Annotated in this window: 16 protein-coding genes; 7 read left to right on the top strand and 9 right to left on the bottom strand. The window is 34.3% G+C overall.

What is annotated here, in order from left to right; genetic code table 11:
* Window position 1 precedes the first annotated feature (1 nt).
* Together ACGLWY_RS07150 and nhaC are read right to left on the bottom strand one after the other, a co-directional pair.
* Complete coding sequence (locus ACGLWY_RS07150; protein WP_396618992.1) at window positions 2–646, bottom strand: peroxiredoxin; 645 nt, start codon at window positions 644–646, stop codon at window positions 2–4.
* Between the two features lie 204 nt (window positions 647–850).
* Window positions 851–2,320 carry a Na+/H+ antiporter NhaC gene (nhaC, locus tag ACGLWY_RS07145; RefSeq protein ID WP_396618991.1) on the bottom strand — a complete coding sequence of 490 codons (1,470 nt, stop codon included), beginning with the start codon at window positions 2,318–2,320 and terminating at the stop codon, window positions 851–853.
* A 100-nt stretch (window positions 2,321–2,420) separates the two neighbouring features.
* Between nhaC and ACGLWY_RS07140 the strand changes: the two genes are divergently transcribed.
* Window positions 2,421–3,443: a metal-dependent hydrolase gene (locus ACGLWY_RS07140; RefSeq protein WP_396618990.1), complete on the top strand. Its 1,023-nt coding sequence runs from the start codon at window positions 2,421–2,423 to the stop codon at window positions 3,441–3,443.
* Between the two features lies 1 nt (window position 3,444).
* On the opposite strand, the gene ACGLWY_RS07135 is transcribed toward ACGLWY_RS07140, so the two are convergent.
* Complete coding sequence (locus ACGLWY_RS07135) at window positions 3,445–4,644, bottom strand: aminotransferase class I/II-fold pyridoxal phosphate-dependent enzyme (RefSeq protein WP_396618989.1); 1,200 nt, start codon at window positions 4,642–4,644, stop codon at window positions 3,445–3,447.
* Window positions 4,645–4,803: 159 nt separating this feature from the next.
* Between ACGLWY_RS07135 and ACGLWY_RS07130 the strand changes: the two genes are divergently transcribed.
* From ACGLWY_RS07130 to ACGLWY_RS07110, 5 genes are all read left to right on the top strand, one after another.
* Window positions 4,804–5,268: an Lrp/AsnC family transcriptional regulator gene (locus ACGLWY_RS07130; protein WP_396618988.1), complete on the top strand. Its 465-nt coding sequence runs from the start codon at window positions 4,804–4,806 to the stop codon at window positions 5,266–5,268.
* A gap of 230 nt (window positions 5,269–5,498) precedes the next feature.
* On the top strand, window positions 5,499–6,005 hold the full coding sequence (locus ACGLWY_RS07125) for a hypothetical protein (protein WP_396618987.1): 507 nt from the start codon (window positions 5,499–5,501) through the stop codon (window positions 6,003–6,005).
* Between the two features lie 6 nt (window positions 6,006–6,011).
* The gene (locus ACGLWY_RS07120; protein WP_396618986.1) at window positions 6,012–6,722 is read left to right on the top strand and encodes a hypothetical protein; all 711 of its coding nucleotides are present in this window, start codon (window positions 6,012–6,014) and stop codon (window positions 6,720–6,722) included.
* Window positions 6,723–6,728: 6 nt separating this feature from the next.
* Window positions 6,729–7,568: a sensor histidine kinase gene (locus tag ACGLWY_RS07115; RefSeq protein ID WP_396618985.1), complete on the top strand. Its 840-nt coding sequence runs from the start codon at window positions 6,729–6,731 to the stop codon at window positions 7,566–7,568.
* Between the two features lie 92 nt (window positions 7,569–7,660).
* Window positions 7,661–8,038, top strand: coding sequence for a GxxExxY protein (locus tag ACGLWY_RS07110; protein ID WP_396618984.1), 378 nt, complete (start codon window positions 7,661–7,663; stop codon window positions 8,036–8,038).
* A 103-nt stretch (window positions 8,039–8,141) separates the two neighbouring features.
* Here ACGLWY_RS07110 and ACGLWY_RS07105 read toward each other — a convergent pair whose 3' ends face one another.
* The 6 genes from ACGLWY_RS07105 to ACGLWY_RS07080 all read right to left on the bottom strand — a co-directional run bounded on the left by ACGLWY_RS07105 (window position 8,142) and on the right by ACGLWY_RS07080 (window position 15,112).
* The gene (locus ACGLWY_RS07105; RefSeq protein ID WP_396618983.1) at window positions 8,142–9,521 is read right to left on the bottom strand and encodes an aldehyde dehydrogenase; all 1,380 of its coding nucleotides are present in this window, start codon (window positions 9,519–9,521) and stop codon (window positions 8,142–8,144) included.
* Between the two features lie 196 nt (window positions 9,522–9,717).
* The gene (locus ACGLWY_RS07100; protein ID WP_396618982.1) at window positions 9,718–10,413 is read right to left on the bottom strand and encodes an RluA family pseudouridine synthase; all 696 of its coding nucleotides are present in this window, start codon (window positions 10,411–10,413) and stop codon (window positions 9,718–9,720) included.
* Between the two features lie 27 nt (window positions 10,414–10,440).
* Window positions 10,441–10,794, bottom strand: a complete 354-nt coding sequence (locus ACGLWY_RS07095) for a four helix bundle protein (protein ID WP_396618981.1) — start codon at window positions 10,792–10,794, stop codon at window positions 10,441–10,443.
* A 78-nt stretch (window positions 10,795–10,872) separates the two neighbouring features.
* Window positions 10,873–11,691, bottom strand: coding sequence for a 3-methyl-2-oxobutanoate hydroxymethyltransferase (panB, locus tag ACGLWY_RS07090; RefSeq protein ID WP_396618980.1), 819 nt, complete (start codon window positions 11,689–11,691; stop codon window positions 10,873–10,875).
* 516 nt (window positions 11,692–12,207) lie between these two features.
* A complete protein-coding gene (locus tag ACGLWY_RS07085) occupies window positions 12,208–13,536 on the bottom strand; it encodes a glycoside hydrolase family 28 protein (protein ID WP_396618979.1) in 1,329 nt (442 codons plus the stop codon).
* Window positions 13,537–13,687: 151 nt separating this feature from the next.
* Window positions 13,688–15,112: an L-serine ammonia-lyase gene (locus ACGLWY_RS07080; RefSeq protein ID WP_396618978.1), complete on the bottom strand. Its 1,425-nt coding sequence runs from the start codon at window positions 15,110–15,112 to the stop codon at window positions 13,688–13,690.
* 429 nt (window positions 15,113–15,541) lie between these two features.
* Here ACGLWY_RS07080 and dnaK point away from each other — a divergent pair, with 429 nt between their 5' ends.
* Window positions 15,542–17,449 (top strand): molecular chaperone DnaK, encoded by a 1,908-nt coding sequence (gene dnaK / locus ACGLWY_RS07075; RefSeq protein ID WP_396618977.1) that lies wholly within the window; start codon window positions 15,542–15,544, stop codon window positions 17,447–17,449.
* Window positions 17,450–17,789: the final 340 nt, after the last annotated feature.

Raw genomic sequence — 17,789 nt, 5'->3', positions numbered from 1 at the left:
CTTAGTTTAAGTGCGTTTTAAGGTACTCAGCAGTTCCTTTAGCATTCGCTTGCATCGCTTGTTTGCCTTCTTCCCAGTTTGCTGGGCACACTTCACCTTTTTCTTGAACATGTGTTAGGGCATCAACTAAACGTAAATACTCATTTACATTTCTACCAAGTGGCATGTTATTAATGCTTTCGTGTTGTACGATACCTTCTTCATCTATAATATAGGTAGCTCTGTAAGTTACATTATCACCTTCAACAGTTATGATACCCGTTTCTTCGTTGAATTGTTCGTTTATGATGTCTAAAATGCCTAAATTAGATGCTAAGTTTCTATTGGAATCTGCCAATAATGGATACGTTATACCTTCAATACCTCCATTGTCTTTAGGAGTGCTTAGCCATGCAAAGTGAACTTCGGCTGTATCACAAGAAGCCCCAATAACTAATGTGTTTCTTTTTTCAAATTCACCTAATGCAGCTTGAAACGCATGTAACTCGGTTGGACAAACAAAGGTGAAATCTTTTGGATACCAAAATAAAACTACTTTTTTCTTATTGTTAACTGCTTCTTCAAGAACGTTTACTTTAAAAGTATCGCCCATGTCGTTCATTGCGTTAACGCTTAAATTCGGGAATTTTTTTCCTACTAATGCCATATTGAAATTTTTAATAATTTATTTGATGCAAACTTAAGACTCGTTATGGCGATTTCAATCGTTTTTCAATTAGTAAAACTTATGGAGTAATAGCTAATAAAAATGGATTTAAAATTGTAGGGCTATTTTTGTTAATTTGACAAAATAGCTGGTATTATATTGTCAACTTCACAATGAATTGACAAATACAGTACACTTTGTAAGTTACTTTTTTGACAATTCTTTTATTTTTATTCTTAGGGCGGCAAAAAGTAGTGTTGTAAACGGGCTTAACCAATTAAATACGGCATAACCTGCATAGTGAAGTGTATCAACTCCTAAAACACCGCTTTGGTAAGCACCACAGGTGTTCCAAGGAATTAAAACAGAAGTAACTGTACCTGAATCTTCCAATGTTCTGCTTAAATTTTCAGGAGCCAAACCTCGGTCTTCATAGGCTTTTTTAAACATTTTTCCTGGGATCACAATAGCTAAATATTGGTCGGATGCTATAGCATTTAAACCCAAGCAACTTATAACGGTACTTGCAAAGAGTCCGAAAATAGTAGTAGCAACAGAAAGTAAAGCTTTTGTAATTCTTGATAACGCACCAATGCCATCCATAATACCACCAAAAACCATGGCACAAATAATTAAATAGATGGTCCAGAGCATACCTTTCATGCCGCCTGAGGAAAACAGGGCGTTTAATTTTTCGTTGTTGGTAGTGATTTGTGTATCTGTTAATATAGAGGTGGTTATGGATTTTAATTTTGAATTAGACAAATGGGCTAAAATTTCGGGTTGAAATATAAAGGCAAAAATAGCAGCTAACAAAACGCCTGTACCCAAAGCAATTAATGGTTTTGTTTTTAAAAGAATTAACGCTATTACAACCAGAGGCACTATAAAAAGCCAAGGCGAAGTATTAAACGTTGTGTTGATGGTTGATAGAAGACTACTTAAGTCGGCGCTTCCCGATGGTTCAATATTCATACTTATAATACCAAAAACAATTAGTGTTACAATAAGCGTAGGAACCGTTGTAATAGTCATGTATCTGATATGGGTAAACAAATCGGTGCCAGCCATTGCAGGGGCTAAGTTGGTAGTATCACTTAAAGGTGACATTTTATCACCAAAATAGGCACCAGAAACCACCGCTCCAGCGATCATACCCGTGTTTATACCTAATGCAGTACCAATGCCAACTAGTGCAATACCTACAGTTGCCGAAGTAGTCCAAGAGCTTCCTGTTGCTATTGAAATAACGGCACAAATTATTACCGATGCGGGTAAAAATATAGACGGACTTAAAACTTGTAAACCATAATACACCATGGCGGGAATAACACCACTAATTAACCAAGTTCCTGCCAAAGCACCCACTAAAAACAAAATCATGATTGGGATAAAAACACTTTTTAGGTTTTCCCAAATTTCTTTTAACATACGTTCTACAGTTACTTTGTTGAACAAACCAACAGTAGCAGCAACTAATCCACCAAGAAGTAAAATAATTTGGTTGGTGTACGTGCCAAACCATTCTTGATCTTCAACAAAAAAGATATTGTAGGCAAGCATTCCCATTAAAATAACTACTGGAATTATAGCTTCCCAAATGTTGAGTTCTTTGTTTTCTATAATGTGTTGATTCTCGATTTCTATTTTGGAAATATTTTTGTCGTCTTGCATTGTGTATAATTAGTTCTGTAATGTTACAATTTTAGATGAATGTATGCAAATGGATTTAATGTGTACTTTTGTTTCTTCTATTTATTATTTATAAAAATTAATGGACTCATTAACTCAAATTGTTTTAGGAGCTGCTTGTGGTGAAGCTGTTTTAGGGAAGAAAATAGGCAATAAAGCATTGTTATTTGGCGCCATTGGAGGCACTATACCAGACTTGGATGTTTATTTTGGTAATATAATTTATAACCATGAAATTGATGCCATGCTTTTTCATAGAGGGTTTATGCATTCTATTTTGTTTTCGATTTTAGCAGCTTTCATTTTGGGTTGGGGTGTTTTCAAATTATATAATTCTGGAAATCGAATTGGCACTACCCCCTCAAAAGATTGGATATCATTGTTTTTCTGGTCGCTGTTTACGCATATCATATTAGATTGTTTTACACCTTACGGAACACAGCTTTTTGCACCATTTAGTGATTATAGGTTTGCTTTTAATAATATAGCAGTGGTTGACCCTTTTTATACCTTACCATTTCTAATTTGTATGATAGTTTTAATGTTTTTCAACAGAAAAGATATTAGAAGACGGTTTTGGTTGAAGTTGGGGTTGGGTATTAGTTCTATTTATATGGTTTTAACTATTGCAAACAAACTATATGTTGATGCTGTTTTTAGAAAATCAATAGCAGAAAGTAATTTGAAGATGATTAGATTTAGTACGCAACCAACTCTATTTAATAATGTTTTGTGGTACGGAATTGCAGAAACGGAAACATCTTATTATGTTTCATATTACTCATTATTAGATACGGAAAATAGGTTTTTAGACTTTGTTGAATTGCCAAAACAACGCGATTTACAACCTGAAGCGTTTGACGATATTAAAAATTTAGCGAGGTTTAGCAATCAATACTACAGTGTTTATAAAATAGGCAATAACCAATACCAATATAATGATTTGCGCTATCCCTTATTAGATGGAAAAAAACCTAATTCTTCTGTGTTTCACATGTTGCTTTTTAAAGAAAAAGGTCGCTTAAACATGAAGCCTTTTGAGCCAAATACCAATGATTTTAACAAGGTAATGGTTCGTATTTGGAAACGACTACAAGGGATTTAGTTTATAGAATACCAAGTTCTTTCATGCAGGCATTCATCATGTGGTAGGTGCGTTCAATATCATCATCCAACCCAATTGAGAAACGAATTAAACCATCACTTATGCCCATCGCTTTTTGTTCATGCTCAGGTATTTCAGACGATGTAGAAGTTCCTGGAGCGCTAAACAGCGTTTTGTAAAAACCCAAACTAACAGCAAGATAGCCTAAGTTTCTGTTTTGCATAAGTTCCATCAATTCATTGGCCTTTTCTAAAGTGCCTACATCAATAGTGAGCATTCCGCCATAACCATATTGAGCATTCATCATACTTTTAAACAGTTCGTGCGAAGGATGTGATTTTAGTCCGGGATAGACGGTTTTTAAACCATCGGCTTCAAACTTTTGAGCTAAAAATAAGCCGTTTTTGCTGTGTTGCTGCATTCTTATATGAAGTGTACGCAGGTTTTTCAATATGGAAGCGGCTCTTAAACTATCCATGGTAGAACCCAACAACATCGACGCCCCCTGGTTTACGTTACGTAAATCATTAATAAATTTTTGTGTACTGCAAACGACACCACCAACTGTATCGCTGGAACCGTTAATAAATTTGGTTAAACTGTGAATTATTATATCGGCACCCCATATAGCTGGCGAAATGGATAACGGAGAAAACGTGTTATCTACCACCAATTTTAGCTTATGTTTTTTAGCTATAGCAGCTAATCCTTTTATATCGGCTACTTCTAAAAGCGGGTTACTGACAGTTTCACAGTACAACACTTTGGTGTTTTTGGTAATGGCAGCTTCAACAGCATCTAATTTTGTAATATCAACGAAAGATGTTTCAACGTGGAATCTGGAGATGAAATTTTTTAAGAACGCATAGGTACCGCCATAAATAGTTCGGCTAGAAACAATATGATCGCCAGCACCACATAGCTGCATTAAAACAGGGGTAATGGCTCCCATACCCGATGCTGAAACGTTGGCGGTTTCGGTACCTTCCATAGCCGCAAGCGCTTCACCTAAATACAGATTAGAAGGTGAGGAGTGGCGTGAGTATAAATAGCATCCATCAGCATTACCTTCAAAGGTATCAAACATGGTTTTTGCTGATAAAAACGTATAGGTAGAAGAATCGGAAATAGACGGGTTTACACCTCCAAATTCTCCAAAGTACTGTAGATCCTGTATGCGGTTTGCAGGTTTAAAGCCCATGATGTTAAATATTGGTTATCTAACAAATTTCAGTATTAATAGATTAAAAAACAATATATATGATTTATATCAGTAAATAAAACTATATTTATGTATTTTTATAGATTATGTATTTGTAAAACATAAAAGAAACGGTAGTTTAACGAATTTTATTCAGTTATGATATTTGACGATATTGATAAAAAGCTATTGGAATATTTGCAGATAGATAGCAAACAGACCAATAAAGAGCTCTCAAATAAGCTAAATCTTTCTGTTACGGCAGTCTACGAACGGATTAAAAAACTTGAGAAAGAAGGGTTTATTAATAGTTATGTGGCATTGGTCAATAAAGATCATGTAGAAAAATCGTTTGTAGCTTTTTGCCATATTAAGCTCATTCAACATGCACAAGAATATGTGGTTAAATTTGAAAAAGAAGTTGCTAATTTGCCCGAAGTGTTGGAGTGTTACCATATTAGTGGCGATTACGATTACTTATTAAAAGTATTGGTAAAAGATATGGCTGCTTTTAGGGAGTTTTTGGTAAAAAAGTTAACATCTATCAACCATATTGGTAGTACTCATAGTATGTTTGTAATTAATGAAGTAAAACATAGCACGGCTATTAATTTTAATTCGTGAATAGTGAGATGTGAAAGGTTGATGGTCTTGGGTCTTGAATCTTGAATCTTGAGTCTGAGTACTTGGAAGGGGTGAACCATGTAAGGCTTTTTAATATAGTGACTCTTATTTCTTATAATTAAAACTTTTTTTACTACTTTTAAACTGCTATTATAACCTGAACTCATCTCGACTTTTTTTGCTTTGAAGCAAAAAAAGTCGAGATGAGTTCACTAACTAAACTTTTTATTATGAAAAAATTAAGCTACATTATTTTAGGGATCATTATAGGTGCTTTGGCAACCTATTTTTTTTGTCCGAAACAAATCAGTGAGAATTCAGTAACAATAGTAAAACCAAAAGGTGTCATTTCTGTTGAAAAGGCTAAAGAATTGAATGCTAATTGGACTTTACATCGAAAAGCTGCGGTAGATTCGGCAGCACAGAAACAAGGAAGAAACCAGGATGACCGCTCTACATATTGGTCATTAGAAGATATTGAAAATTATTTAGGTTATGCAAAAAACCAAGCAGATAGTTTGGGCTACCAAATGACTGGTGTGCGTGTTTATTTAGGTGTTTACGGAAAAAATGCAGGGCAAACCAAAAAAGATTTAACCACCATGTTTATAGTGCCCACAGGGAAAAAATCTACAGCAAGTAGTTTAAACCTTAATTTTAGAGGGAATGATGGAGATATTCCTGGAGGGGATCCTTTAAATGATGGAAATGGAGGACAAGGGGGCTATCCACAATAATAATTAATGAATGGATTTTTATTAGAATATAATAGTACTATTACTTCCAGCATAGAATTTTTAGCAGCTGTTACAGGTTTATTGTTTTATAACAAGTATAAACAAACAGCTGCTAAATATTTTATATGGTTTTTAGTGTATTTGTCTGTTTGTGATTTTCTTGCCAGCTATGTACATTATATAAAGAACGGTGGTTTTTTAAGTTTTTTAGAAGACACTGTTTTTATTAGAAATTTTTGGTGGTCAACCTTGTATTGGAAAATAGGCGCTATTCTATTTTTTTCTTTCTATTATTATGGCATTTTAATTAATAGAAGATTTAAAAGAATTGTAAAATACAGTAGTTGTTGCTTTTTAGCTTTTTCAATTATTTACATACTATTCAATTGGGATGATTATTTTGTTCAGTTTTTCCCAATAATAAGCATTCTAGGAGCGGTCATTATTTTTTTATGTACGGCATTTTATTTTTTTGAAATATTAAGCAGCGAAAAAATATTAACGTTTTACAAATCCATTAATTTTTACATAAGTGCTGCCATATTTATTTGGTGGCTTATTATTACGCCTTTGGTATTTTACGATATTTATAATTCCCATTACGATTGGAATTTTATATTCCTAAAATGGCAAATCTATTTGTTTGCAAACATAGTGATGTACTTGACATTCACATTTGCATTAATTTTTTGTAAACCCGAAGCAGCCAAACAATAAATAGCAATGACCGAACTCTTACTTAATACGACTTTAATACAACAAACCGAACGGTTGGCTAGCACCGCTTCTGAACGCTATTTATTAGTGTATATGATTGCTGTTTTGGTTATTGTAACCACATTGGTTATTGTATTTTTTGTGGTTTTTTTAAGAAGAAAGAATAAATTATTATTCGATAAAATAAGACAAGAACAAGCTTTTGAAGCAGAAATTACACAGGCACAAACCGAAACCCAAGAGCAAACCTTGAAAAATATTGGATGGGAGTTGCACGATAATATTGGGCAGTTGCTATCGTTTGCGAATATGCAGTTAAGTATTTTAAAAATGCAGGTGGCGGACGATGTGAAAGAAAAATTTAAAGACACTGCCGATGCGCTAAAAGAAAGCTTGGCCGAAGTACGGGCACTTTCAAAAACCCTAAACAATGAGGTGGTACTAAACGTTGGTTTTGAAAAATCCATTACTAACGAATTGAACCGAATGAAAAAAATGACATTCGAATCGGCAGAACTTAAAACAATAGGGGAAAGTATCGATTTTAAAGAAAGAAAGCATGAAATAATTCTTTTTAGAATTCTTCAAGAGTTTTTATCAAACTCAGTAAAATATTCTGAAGCAAAAAACATACTTATTGTTTTAGATTATCAACCTGATAATTTAGTGATTACCGCAAAAGATGATGGTAAAGGGTTTAATTTAGATGAAATCGAAAAGGGGGCTGGTTTAATTAATATGAAAAGTAGAGCGTCGTTAATAAATGCTCAATTAGAATTAACATCCCAACCAGGTGAAGGTGTAAAATTAATTTTAAATTATCCAATGGCAACTAATCAGTATTAAATAACAACCGCAATGAACGCAAAGAAAAATCGCAAAGTTCGCAAAAGTTTACTTTGAATTCTTTGCGAAACCGTAATCGTTAAAAAAATAGTATGACAGAAAACGAAATCGCTAATAAGATAATAGGTTTGGCCATTGAAGTTCATAAGGCACTAGGGCCTGGGTTACTTGAGAGCGCGTATAAAGAATGTTTAATGTACAAAATCATTCAATCTGGAATGTTTGCAGAAAAGGAAAAGCCCATGCCTTTAGTTTTTGAAGAGGTTAAATTAGATTGTGGTTACAGAATTGACATATTGGTAGAGCATAAACTGGTTATTGAAATAAAAAGTGTGGAAGCATTAAATGATGTTCATTTGGCACAAACACTAACTTATATGAAGCTTGGCAATTTCAAACTTGGATTGTTGATCAACTTCAATGTTGCATTGTTGAAAAACGGAATAAAAAGAGTAGTAAATAATCTGTGAGTTCCCTTCGGTTTTGCTCAGGTCATACTTTGCTGTACTTTGCGGAAACCTTTGCGTTTTTGCGGTTAAAAAACAGACTGATAAATAACACTCAATATTATAATTACGAAAAGAATTTAAAAAGTTTTTTTATAAGATTGCGTTTGCCATTATATGGCGGATACCTTAACGAAGGGTCCATCCAATTCCCCCGCTTTATAATGGCTTTACTATGCGTAAAGGTGTCAAATCCATATTTTCCGTGGTAAATGCCCATACCGCTAGCTCCAACGCCACCAAAAGGGAGTCTGTGATTTCCAAAATGAATTAAAACATCATTAACCACGCCACCGCCAAAACTGTAAGTGTTTAATATATATTCTACAAAGGTTTTGTTATTCGAAAAGGTGTACAATGCCAAAGGTTTTTCAAAATTTGTAATAATACGGTCTATGTCTTTTTCGGTATCATAAGTTAGAATTGGTAAAATAGGACCAAAAATTTCATTGTTCATCACCTCGCTTTCTAAAGAAGGTTCATCAATTAAAGTAGGGGCTATGTAATTGTTCGTTTCATCAATAGTACCGCCAAAAACAACGGGAGCGTCTTTTAGCATATTAGCGATTCGCAAGGTATTTTTAGTATTTATAATTCTTGGGAAATCTACCGATTCTTTAGGGTTCTCACCATAAAACCTAGTTATTTCATCTTTTAAAAACACCATAAATGCCTGTTTAACATTGCGTTTAACAATAATATAATCGGGTGCGATACATGTTTGTCCACCATTGAAAAATTTACCCCAAGCTATTCTTGTTGCTGCAAGCTTTAAGTTTACCGTATCATCAACAATACAGGGTGATTTACCGCCTAATTCTAAAGTAACTGGTGTTAAATGTTTTGCGGCTGCTTGTGCGATTATTTTACCAACAGATACACTTCCTGTAAAGAAAATATAATCCCATTTTTGGGTCAATAATTCTGTTGCTACATTAGCATCACCTTGTATCGATTTAGCATACGCTTCTGGAAAAACAGTCGTTAATATATCGGTTACTAATTGTGAGGTGTGTTTGGTAAGTTCGCTTGGTTTTAAAATGACCGTATTTCCTGCGGCAATTGCCATGATAACAGGTTCAAAAGCTAGTAAAAAAGGATAATTCCAAGGAGCAATGACCAACACGTTTCCGTAGGGTTCTTTATAAATATAATCTTTAGAGGGGAATGTTAGGATAGACGACTTAATCCGTTTTGGTTTTGACCATTTCTTAAGGTTTTTAATAACCAAATTTAATTGGGACATGACAAGTCCATATTCACTAAGAAAAGTCTCTAATTCCGGCTTTTTAAAGTCTTTATTTAATGCATCATAAATAGCTTGTTCTTTTGAAATGATTTCATTTTTCAAAGCCTTTAAATAAATCAATCTGGTTGCTACCGATTTTGTTTTTTGTGAATTAAAAAATGCCTTTTGAGACAAAATAATGTGACTAATACTATCCAAAATGTTTTTTCATAAAGATATGGAACATCCTTGATTTATTCTAATCACATAATACGAAGCGATTTAAAAAAATAGACAATAGAAAATAGAAGTAGGCAGTAGGCAAATAGGCAAATAGGCAATAGAGAATAGGGGAAATAGAAGAGATACTTAGTCTGAATATCAGAAACTTTGAGGCTTTGAAGCTTTGCAACTTCTAACCATTACAAGCATCCCAAATTGGATCATTTGGCAATGGTGCAGTAATACTTATAGGAACTAATTTTACAGGATGTATAAAGGTAATATGTCTTGCGTGTAAATGGATGCTGGCATCTTTATTGCTTCTATCGAATCCGTACTTTAAATCGCCTTTTATGGGGCAACCAATAGTTGATAATTGCGAACGTATTTGATGGTGTCTGCCCGTTTCTAAATTAATTTCAAGCAAGAAATAATGGTCTAATTTCTTTAATGTTTTATAATGAAGAATGGCTTTTTTACTGTCTTTGACTTCTTTTGGATAAGCTGTGGATTTATTGTTCTTTGGATTTTTTTTTAGCCAATTTACCAAAGTGTCTTTTGCTTTTGGTGGTTCGTTTTTTACAATAGCCCAATAGGTTTTATCAATATCTTTTGAAACAAACAGGGCATTTAATCTGGGTAATACTTTGCTGGTTTTTGCAAAAATAACAAGACCTGTCGTGGGGCGGTCTAAACGGTGCACAACCCCTAAATAGACATCCCCAGGTTTGCTGTATTTGTCTTTTATGTATGCTTTAACAATATCGCTTAATGGTTTGTCACCTGTTTTATCACCTTGCACAATATCACCTGCACGTTTGTTTATAATGATGATATGGTTATCTTCATATAAAACCTGTAGGTTGTTTTTATTGGACAATTTGGACATATTAGATTATTAGACTACTTAGACTATTTAGATTTTTAGTGTTGATTTGAATTTAGAAATCATTTTTATTATTTCTTCTAATTCTTTTGAAATAAGATTTAGTTCTTCAAAAGAAATAAATTTTAAATCGAAAGCAATAAGCAATTGCGTTTCAATTTCATAGCAAGAACCTAAAGTAATCTCTAAAAATCTAGAAAAATCTTTATTTGATTTTCTAGATGAACCTTCGGCAATATTAGAAGGAATTGAAACAGAGGCTCTTCGAAGTTGATTTGATAATCCGAACTTTTCCGATTCAGGAAACTTAGAAGTTAAAGAATATATTCCAGTACAAAAATGTCGACCTCTTTTCCATATTTCTAATTCTTTAAATCTATGCATAAAACTAAATAAGTCTAATTATCTAAAACCTCCATCAATCTAACAAGTCCAACAATCTAACAAGTCTAACAATCTAAATTAATACTGCTCATTATCATTTGGGAAGTCTAATGTTTTTACATCATCAACATATTGGGAAATAGCACTGGTCATGTCTTCATACAAATTCATATAGCGGCGTAAAAAACGTGGATGAAATTCGTGTGTCATCCCTAGCATATCATGTAAAACCAAAACTTGACCATCTACACCATTACCAGCGCCAATACCAATAATGGGGATACTAACACTTTCGGCAACTTCTTTAGCAAGTTTGGCAGGTATTTTTTCGAGAACAATAGCAAAACAACCAATGCGTTCAAGCATTTTGGCATCTTCTATGAGGCGTAGCGCTTCTTCTTCTTCTTTAGCACGAACGGTGTAAGTTCCAAATTTGTAGATAGATTGTGGTGTTAAACCTAAATGACCCATTACAGGGATGCCAGCATTTAAAATACGTTTTATAGACTCTTTAATTTCTTTTCCGCCTTCCAGTTTTACAGCATGTCCGCCACTTTCTTTCATAATTCTAATGGCAGAACGCAGGGCTTCTTTCGGGTCACTTTGATAGCTTCCAAAAGGCAAATCTACCACCACTAAAGCACGGTCTATAGCACGAATTACTGAAGATGCATGGTATATCATTTGATCTAAAGTAATAGGCAATGTGGTTTCGTGCCCTGCCATAACGTTGCTAGCCGAATCACCAACAAGAATAACATCTATACCGGCGCCATCTACTATTTTTGCCATGGTGTAATCGTAGGCTGTCAGCATGGATATTTTTTCACCATTGGCTTTCATATCAACCAGTGTTTTTACGGTAACACGTTTATATTCTTTTTTTGCAGTGGACATATTTTTGTTTTTTCTAATAGATAGCAAAAGTAGTAAAACAAATTCGTAAGAAATAAAAAATGAAATCTACTTATCAGGGCAAACTCATACTTTAATAGAAAGGAAAGCCACGAATTCACAAATTTTTCTATTTTTTGGTAAAACAAAAAGGATTATCACTAATTTCTTAAAAAAATCTATAGATTTTTTATTCGTGATGATAATATTTTCACATAACGCTAAGTTTTATTCGTGTATTCGTGGCTAATTAATTCTCTAATAAAAGTATGAGTTTGCCCTGACTAATTACACCAATCCACACTAATAGAGATCTTTTAATATTATCCAAATTCGCTAAAAGCGAAAAATTAGTGTCATTTATTTTTGAAAATCATTAAAATTCACCTGTTGGCAGATACAGATTTGTGTTAATTCGTGACCCGAGCGACAGCGAACAGGCGAAGCAAATTCGTGGAGAAAAAGTGTGCGTTTGCCCTGAATCTACTTATGTCAAACATTTTTTAAGGTAGAAACAGGTTATTTAATGAGTTCGCCATTTACTTCAACATTTTTAAAAGTAACGCCATTAATGATGCTTTTATCGTAAGTACCATCTTTGGCTTCAACTTTTATGTTTTCAAATGTGAAATTGGAAAGCTTGTCATATTCGGTAATCTTCATATCATAAAAAATATCGCATTTTAAGTCAATATTTCTCATGGTAATATGATTTGAATATGATAAAGGCACATCCTTTCTTCCTTTTAAATCGAAAAACTGCGTCCAAGGCTTAATATAAATAAAGCTGTGGGCTTCACCTGTAATATTTTCAACGGTTATGTATTCGTATTTTTGAGCTGTATCCGGGCGCATTTTTAGCCATAATAAACGCTTGGCTTCTTTTACGGTACAATTCCGCATCACTATATTTTTGTTGTGTATGGCTTCGCTTCCGTTTGTTAAAGCGGCATGACAAAATCCGAATTCGCAATCTTCAATTATAATATTGGTGTTTTCGCCATTGCTAGGGTCTTTATCTGCCCAAGGGCCTTTACCACCTTTTAATGCAATGGCATCGTCGTTTACTGCCATGTAGCAACCTTTAATTAGCATGTTACTACATACATCTATATCAATAGCATCGGTACTTGGAGCTTTTACTGGTTCATGTGGCGAAGTAATGCGTAAATCTAAAATTTTTACGTTATTACATTGATAATAATGACTGGTCCAAAAACCAGAGTTTCGTAATGTCACATCTTGTACTTGTACGTTATTGCATTTCCAAATAAATACCAATCGTGGTCTTGATACTTCTAAATTGGTGCATTTAGGGTTTTCTTTTCTACGTTGCCAGAAAGCTTCCCAATATTTTAAACCGTTTCCGTCAATAGTACCTTTTCCAGTAATGGTAAACCCGTCTATACCAAAGGCATTTACTAAGGCCGAGAAATATTCAATACTTTGCCCTTCAATTCTAGAAGGTTTAAAAGGATAATCGGCAATATTATCAGAACCTTTTAAAACACCACCTTCGGCGACATGTAAATGGGTATTCGGTTTAAAAAACAGTGCACCACTTAAAAAAGTTCCCTTAGGAATTACAATAACACCGCCACCATTTCTGTAAGCTTCATCTATAGTATTTTGAATGGCTTCTGTTTGTATTATGGTACTGTCGTTACTAACACCATAATCGGTAATGGTATAAAAAGTTCCTAAATCGGCAGGGTTTATTTTAGAATAGTCAAAAAACCAATCAGGAATTTTAGTTCCGTCAGGAAAAAGGTTGGTTTCTACTATTTTAGTTTCTTGATTGCATGATACGAGTATTACTGTAATAATTAGTAAATAAATGTTTTTCATTGGTAAAGTTGATTTTTTTAGTGCGGTGTTTAACCAAGTTAACCGTCGCTTTTTGTGCAATAGGTGTAAAAATACTAAAAACAGAAGTTATTTTACCGCTTAGTAGTATTAATGGTCTTTTATTTAGACGCTTTTTCTGTTAATAATTTGATTAGCAATCGGATAAGTTTACACTAACAGCCAAACCACCTTTAGAGGTTTCTTTGTATTTTGTATTCATATCTTTTGCGGTTTCCCACATAGTTGCAACTACTTTATCTAGTGGCACTTTTACGTTTTTCGGGTCGGTGTCTAAAGCCATTTCAGCAGCATTTATTGCTTTTATGGCCCCCATGGCATTGCGTTCTATACATGGTATTTGCACCAAGCCCCCAATGGGATCGCAAGTTAGGCCTAAGTGGTGTTCCATGGCAATTTCGGCAGCTACTAAAACCTGTTCGGGCGTGCCACCCATTAATTCACATAAAGCAGCAGCGGCCATGGCAGACGATACGCCAATTTCAGCTTGACAGCCACCCATAGCGGCAGAAATAGTAGCTCCTTTTTTAAAAATGCTGCCAATTTCTCCGGATACCAGTAAAAATTGTTTTATATGATTAAAATTTGCTTTATGATTTTCAATAACCATGTAGTACATTAAAACAGCAGGAATAACTCCAGCACTTCCGTTAGTTGGTGCTGTAACTACACGACCTAAGGAGGCATTCACTTCATTTACACTTAAAGCAAAACAGCTAACCCACTTTAATATTTGCCTAAACTTAACTTTGGTTTTTCGAATGGTTTTTATCCATTCTTGTGGCGAATTATACGGTGAATTCCCTTTTAATGTTTGGTACGTATCGAAAGCACGACGCCTAACGTTTAAGCCTCCGGGTAGGTATCCTTCGGTATGGCAACCTGTGTAGATGCATTCTAGCATGGTGTTCCATATACGTTGCAGTTCAAAATCAATGGTTTCAATGGGTCTTATTGATTTTTCGTTTTCTAAAACAACTTCAGATATCGATTTATTTAATTGTTTACAATACTGTAATAAATCGGTTCCTGTTTCAATAGGATAAGGAAACGTACAGTAAAAAATGATTTTATTGGCTTCTGAAATTTTTCGTGCTTCTTGAACCACAAAACCACCTCCAATGGAGTAGTAAATGGATTTTATTTTTTTTCCGTTGACTGTAGCAGAGAATTGTAACGCATTGGCATGAAATGGCAAAAATTTTCTATTAAATATAATGTCCGTTTTTGGGTTGAATGTTATGTTTTTTTCAGCGTTAAAACAAACGGTGTTGGTGTTATTAATTTCTGAAATAAGGGAAGGTATTGCTTCCGTTGGAATGGTTTCAGGATTTTCTCCACTTAAGCCTAACATAATGGCATAATCGGTAGCATGTCCTTTTCCTGTTAAAGATAATGAACCGTATAAATCAACAGTGATGGTTTCAACTTTATCAAAATTATTTTGGTCTTTTAGTTCTTTTATCCAACGCTGGGTGGCACGCCAAGGACCTAATGTGTGGGAACTTGAAGGTCCAATACCTATTTTAAGCATATCAAATACAGAGATACATTCCATTTTTATAGAAAATAAGAGAAGCAAATATAGTTTAAATAAAAAGGCTGCCTATTGATTTTTGACAGCCTTTAAAAAGAACTCGTTTAAACTTTTTATAATTGGCTAAAAATGATTCTTTTTTTGGCCATATGCCACCCGGCTCATTGGCTATGCCGAATCTTCGATTTCACTAAAACAGTCTGCTGACTGTTTACTCACGACACTTAATTATTTGAAAAATACGTGTTCGTGAACCTTACGGTTTCTTAACGTTCTGTCCTGTCTTTTCTTCCTTCCATAGTCCTGCTGAAAGAAGGATCTTATAATTAAGAAACACAATCATTAAATTTATCAATATGACATCATGTCAGCATTCATTTATTGGCATAATCATTGACTTTTACATATCGAATTCAAAAATGAACATTCAACACAAATAAAAAATATATTATGAGTAAAATTATTGGAATCGATTTAGGTACAACCAACTCTTGCGTTTCTGTTATGGAAGGTAACGAACCCGTTGTTATCCCAAACGCAGAAGGTAAAAGAACAACGCCATCGGTTATTGCTTTTGTTGAAGGCGGCGAAATTAAAGTTGGTGACCCAGCAAAAAGACAAGCAGTAACAAACCCTACAAAAACTGTTTATTCTATTAAACGTTTTATGGGTAATAAATATTCTGAATCTAAAAAAGAAGCAGAACGTGTACCATATAAGGTAGTAAAAGGTGATAACGATACGCCTCGTGTAGATATAGACGGGCGTTTATACACACCTCAAGAATTATCTGCTATGATTCTTCAAAAAATGAAGAAAACTGCTGAAGATTATTTAGGAACTACAGTTACAGAAGCAGTTATTACGGTACCTGCGTACTTCAACGACAGTCAACGTCAAGCTACTAAAGAAGCTGGTGAAATTGCAGGCTTAAAGGTAAGACGTATTATAAATGAGCCTACAGCTGCTGCATTGGCTTATGGTTTGGACAAAAAAGGTAAAGACCAAAAAATTGTGGTATTTGACTTTGGTGGAGGTACACACGACGTTTCTATTTTAGAATTAGGAGATGGTGTATTTGAAGTATTATCTACTGATGGTGATACCCACTTAGGTGGTGATGACGTAGATGAAAAAATCATCAACTGGTTAGCAGATGAGTTTAATGCTGAAGAAGGTATGGATTTACGTAAAGACCCGATGTCTTTACAACGTTTAAAAGAAGCTGCTGAAAAAGCTAAGATTGAATTATCATCTTCTGCACAAACAGAAATCAACTTACCATATATTACGGCTACTGCAAGTGGACCAAAACACTTAGTACGTACATTAACAAGATCTAAATTTGAGCAATTAATTGACGATTTAGTAAAACGTACCATTGCACCATGTGAATCTGCATTAAAAGCAGCAGGTTTAAGTAAAAACGATATTGACGAAATTATTTTAGTAGGTGGTTCTACACGTATCCCTGCAGTTCAAGCTGCTGTTGAGAAATTCTTTGGAAAATCTCCAAGTAAAGGTGTGAACCCAGACGAAGTTGTATCTTTAGGTGCTGGTATTCAAGGTGGTGTATTAACTGGTGATGTAAAAGATGTATTGTTATTGGACGTAACGCCATTATCATTAGGTATTGAAACTATGGGTAATGTTATGACGAAGTTGATTGAGGCTAATACCACGATTCCTACTAAGAAATCCCAAGTATTCTCAACAGCTGCCGATAATCAACCATCTGTAGAAATTCACGTATTACAAGGTGAAAGAGCTATGGCTGCCGATAACAAGACCATTGGCCGTTTTCACTTAGATGGTATTCCACCAGCAAGAAGAGGAACGCCACAAATTGAAGTAACGTTTGATATTGATGCCAATGGTATTATTCATGTGACTGCAACAGATAAAGCTACAAATAAAACACAAGATATTCGTATAGAAGCATCTTCTGGTTTAACTGAAGAAGAAATCAAAAAAATGAAAGCAGATGCAGAAGCTAATGCTGAGGCAGATAAACAAGCCAAAGAGAAAGCAGAAAAATTAAATGCTGCTGATGCCATGATTTTCCAAACCGAAAGTCAGTTAAAGGAATTTGGTGATAAATTATCTGATGATAAAAAGAAACCAATTGAAGAAGCATTAGAAGAACTTAAGAAAGCTTTTGAAACTAAAGACGTAGCGGTTATAGACCCAGCTTTAGAGAAAATAAATGAAGCTTGGAAAGTTGCTAGTGAAGAAATGTACAAAGCACAAGCCGAAGCACAACAAGGTGGTGCACAACCAGGACCAGATGCTGCAGGTCAAAATGGACAAGCAGAATCTAGCGATGTTGAAGACGTAGACTTCGAAGAAGTCAAGTAGCCTGTGCTGAGCGAAGTCGAAGTATAGATTTCGAAGAAGTGAAATAAACGGTCATTCCTGCGAAGGCAGGAATCCAAATAAAACTAAAAACGCAACCAGAAATGGTTGCGTTTTTTTATTCAACAAGTTGTTTTCTTACCTCAGTATCATTAGAACATGAAAAACTTAAAAGGATAAAAGAAACTATAAGGATATGTTTGATTTTCATAGGATGAATGATTCACAAAAAGGTTGCGCTTTTGTTTAATATTTTATGTCGATGAAACCAAAAAACGTTATATAGTTGTTTTATAAAAATAATAATGTATTTTCGCTCAAATATTTATAAATGCTAAATCGC

The sequence above is a fragment of the Mariniflexile sp. HMF6888 genome (genome assembly GCF_044335535.1).
GTDB lineage: Bacteria > Bacteroidota > Bacteroidia > Flavobacteriales > Flavobacteriaceae > Mariniflexile.
Note: the sequence above shows the minus strand (reverse complement) of the source record. Positions and strands in the feature narration are given on the sequence as shown.

Bases quoted from the DNA above. Each gene is read 5' to 3' on its own strand.
- ACGLWY_RS07140 (WP_396618990.1), top strand. From the start codon at position 2,421: ATGGACTCATTAACTCAAATTGTTTTAGGAGCTGCTTGTGGTGAAGCT.
- dnaK (WP_396618977.1), top strand. From the start codon at position 15,542: ATGAGTAAAATTATTGGAATCGATTTAGGTACAACCAACTCTTGCGTT.
- ACGLWY_RS07125 (WP_396618987.1), top strand. From the start codon at position 5,499: ATGAAAAAATTAAGCTACATTATTTTAGGGATCATTATAGGTGCTTTG.
- ACGLWY_RS07135 (WP_396618989.1), bottom strand. From the start codon at position 4,644: ATGGGCTTTAAACCTGCAAACCGCATACAGGATCTACAGTACTTTGGA.
- ACGLWY_RS07130 (WP_396618988.1), top strand. From the start codon at position 4,804: ATGATATTTGACGATATTGATAAAAAGCTATTGGAATATTTGCAGATA.
- ACGLWY_RS07100 (WP_396618982.1), bottom strand. From the start codon at position 10,413: ATGTCCAAATTGTCCAATAAAAACAACCTACAGGTTTTATATGAAGAT.
- ACGLWY_RS07115 (WP_396618985.1), top strand. From the start codon at position 6,729: ATGACCGAACTCTTACTTAATACGACTTTAATACAACAAACCGAACGG.
- ACGLWY_RS07095 (WP_396618981.1), bottom strand. From the start codon at position 10,794: ATGCATAGATTTAAAGAATTAGAAATATGGAAAAGAGGTCGACATTTT.
- ACGLWY_RS07110 (WP_396618984.1), top strand. From the start codon at position 7,661: ATGACAGAAAACGAAATCGCTAATAAGATAATAGGTTTGGCCATTGAA.
- ACGLWY_RS07120 (WP_396618986.1), top strand. From the start codon at position 6,012: ATGAATGGATTTTTATTAGAATATAATAGTACTATTACTTCCAGCATA.
- ACGLWY_RS07085 (WP_396618979.1), bottom strand. From the start codon at position 13,536: ATGAAAAACATTTATTTACTAATTATTACAGTAATACTCGTATCATGC.
- nhaC (WP_396618991.1), bottom strand. From the start codon at position 2,320: ATGCAAGACGACAAAAATATTTCCAAAATAGAAATCGAGAATCAACAC.
- ACGLWY_RS07080 (WP_396618978.1), bottom strand. From the start codon at position 15,112: ATGGAATGTATCTCTGTATTTGATATGCTTAAAATAGGTATTGGACCT.
- panB (WP_396618980.1), bottom strand. From the start codon at position 11,691: ATGTCCACTGCAAAAAAAGAATATAAACGTGTTACCGTAAAAACACTG.
- ACGLWY_RS07150 (WP_396618992.1), bottom strand. From the start codon at position 646: ATGGCATTAGTAGGAAAAAAATTCCCGAATTTAAGCGTTAACGCAATG.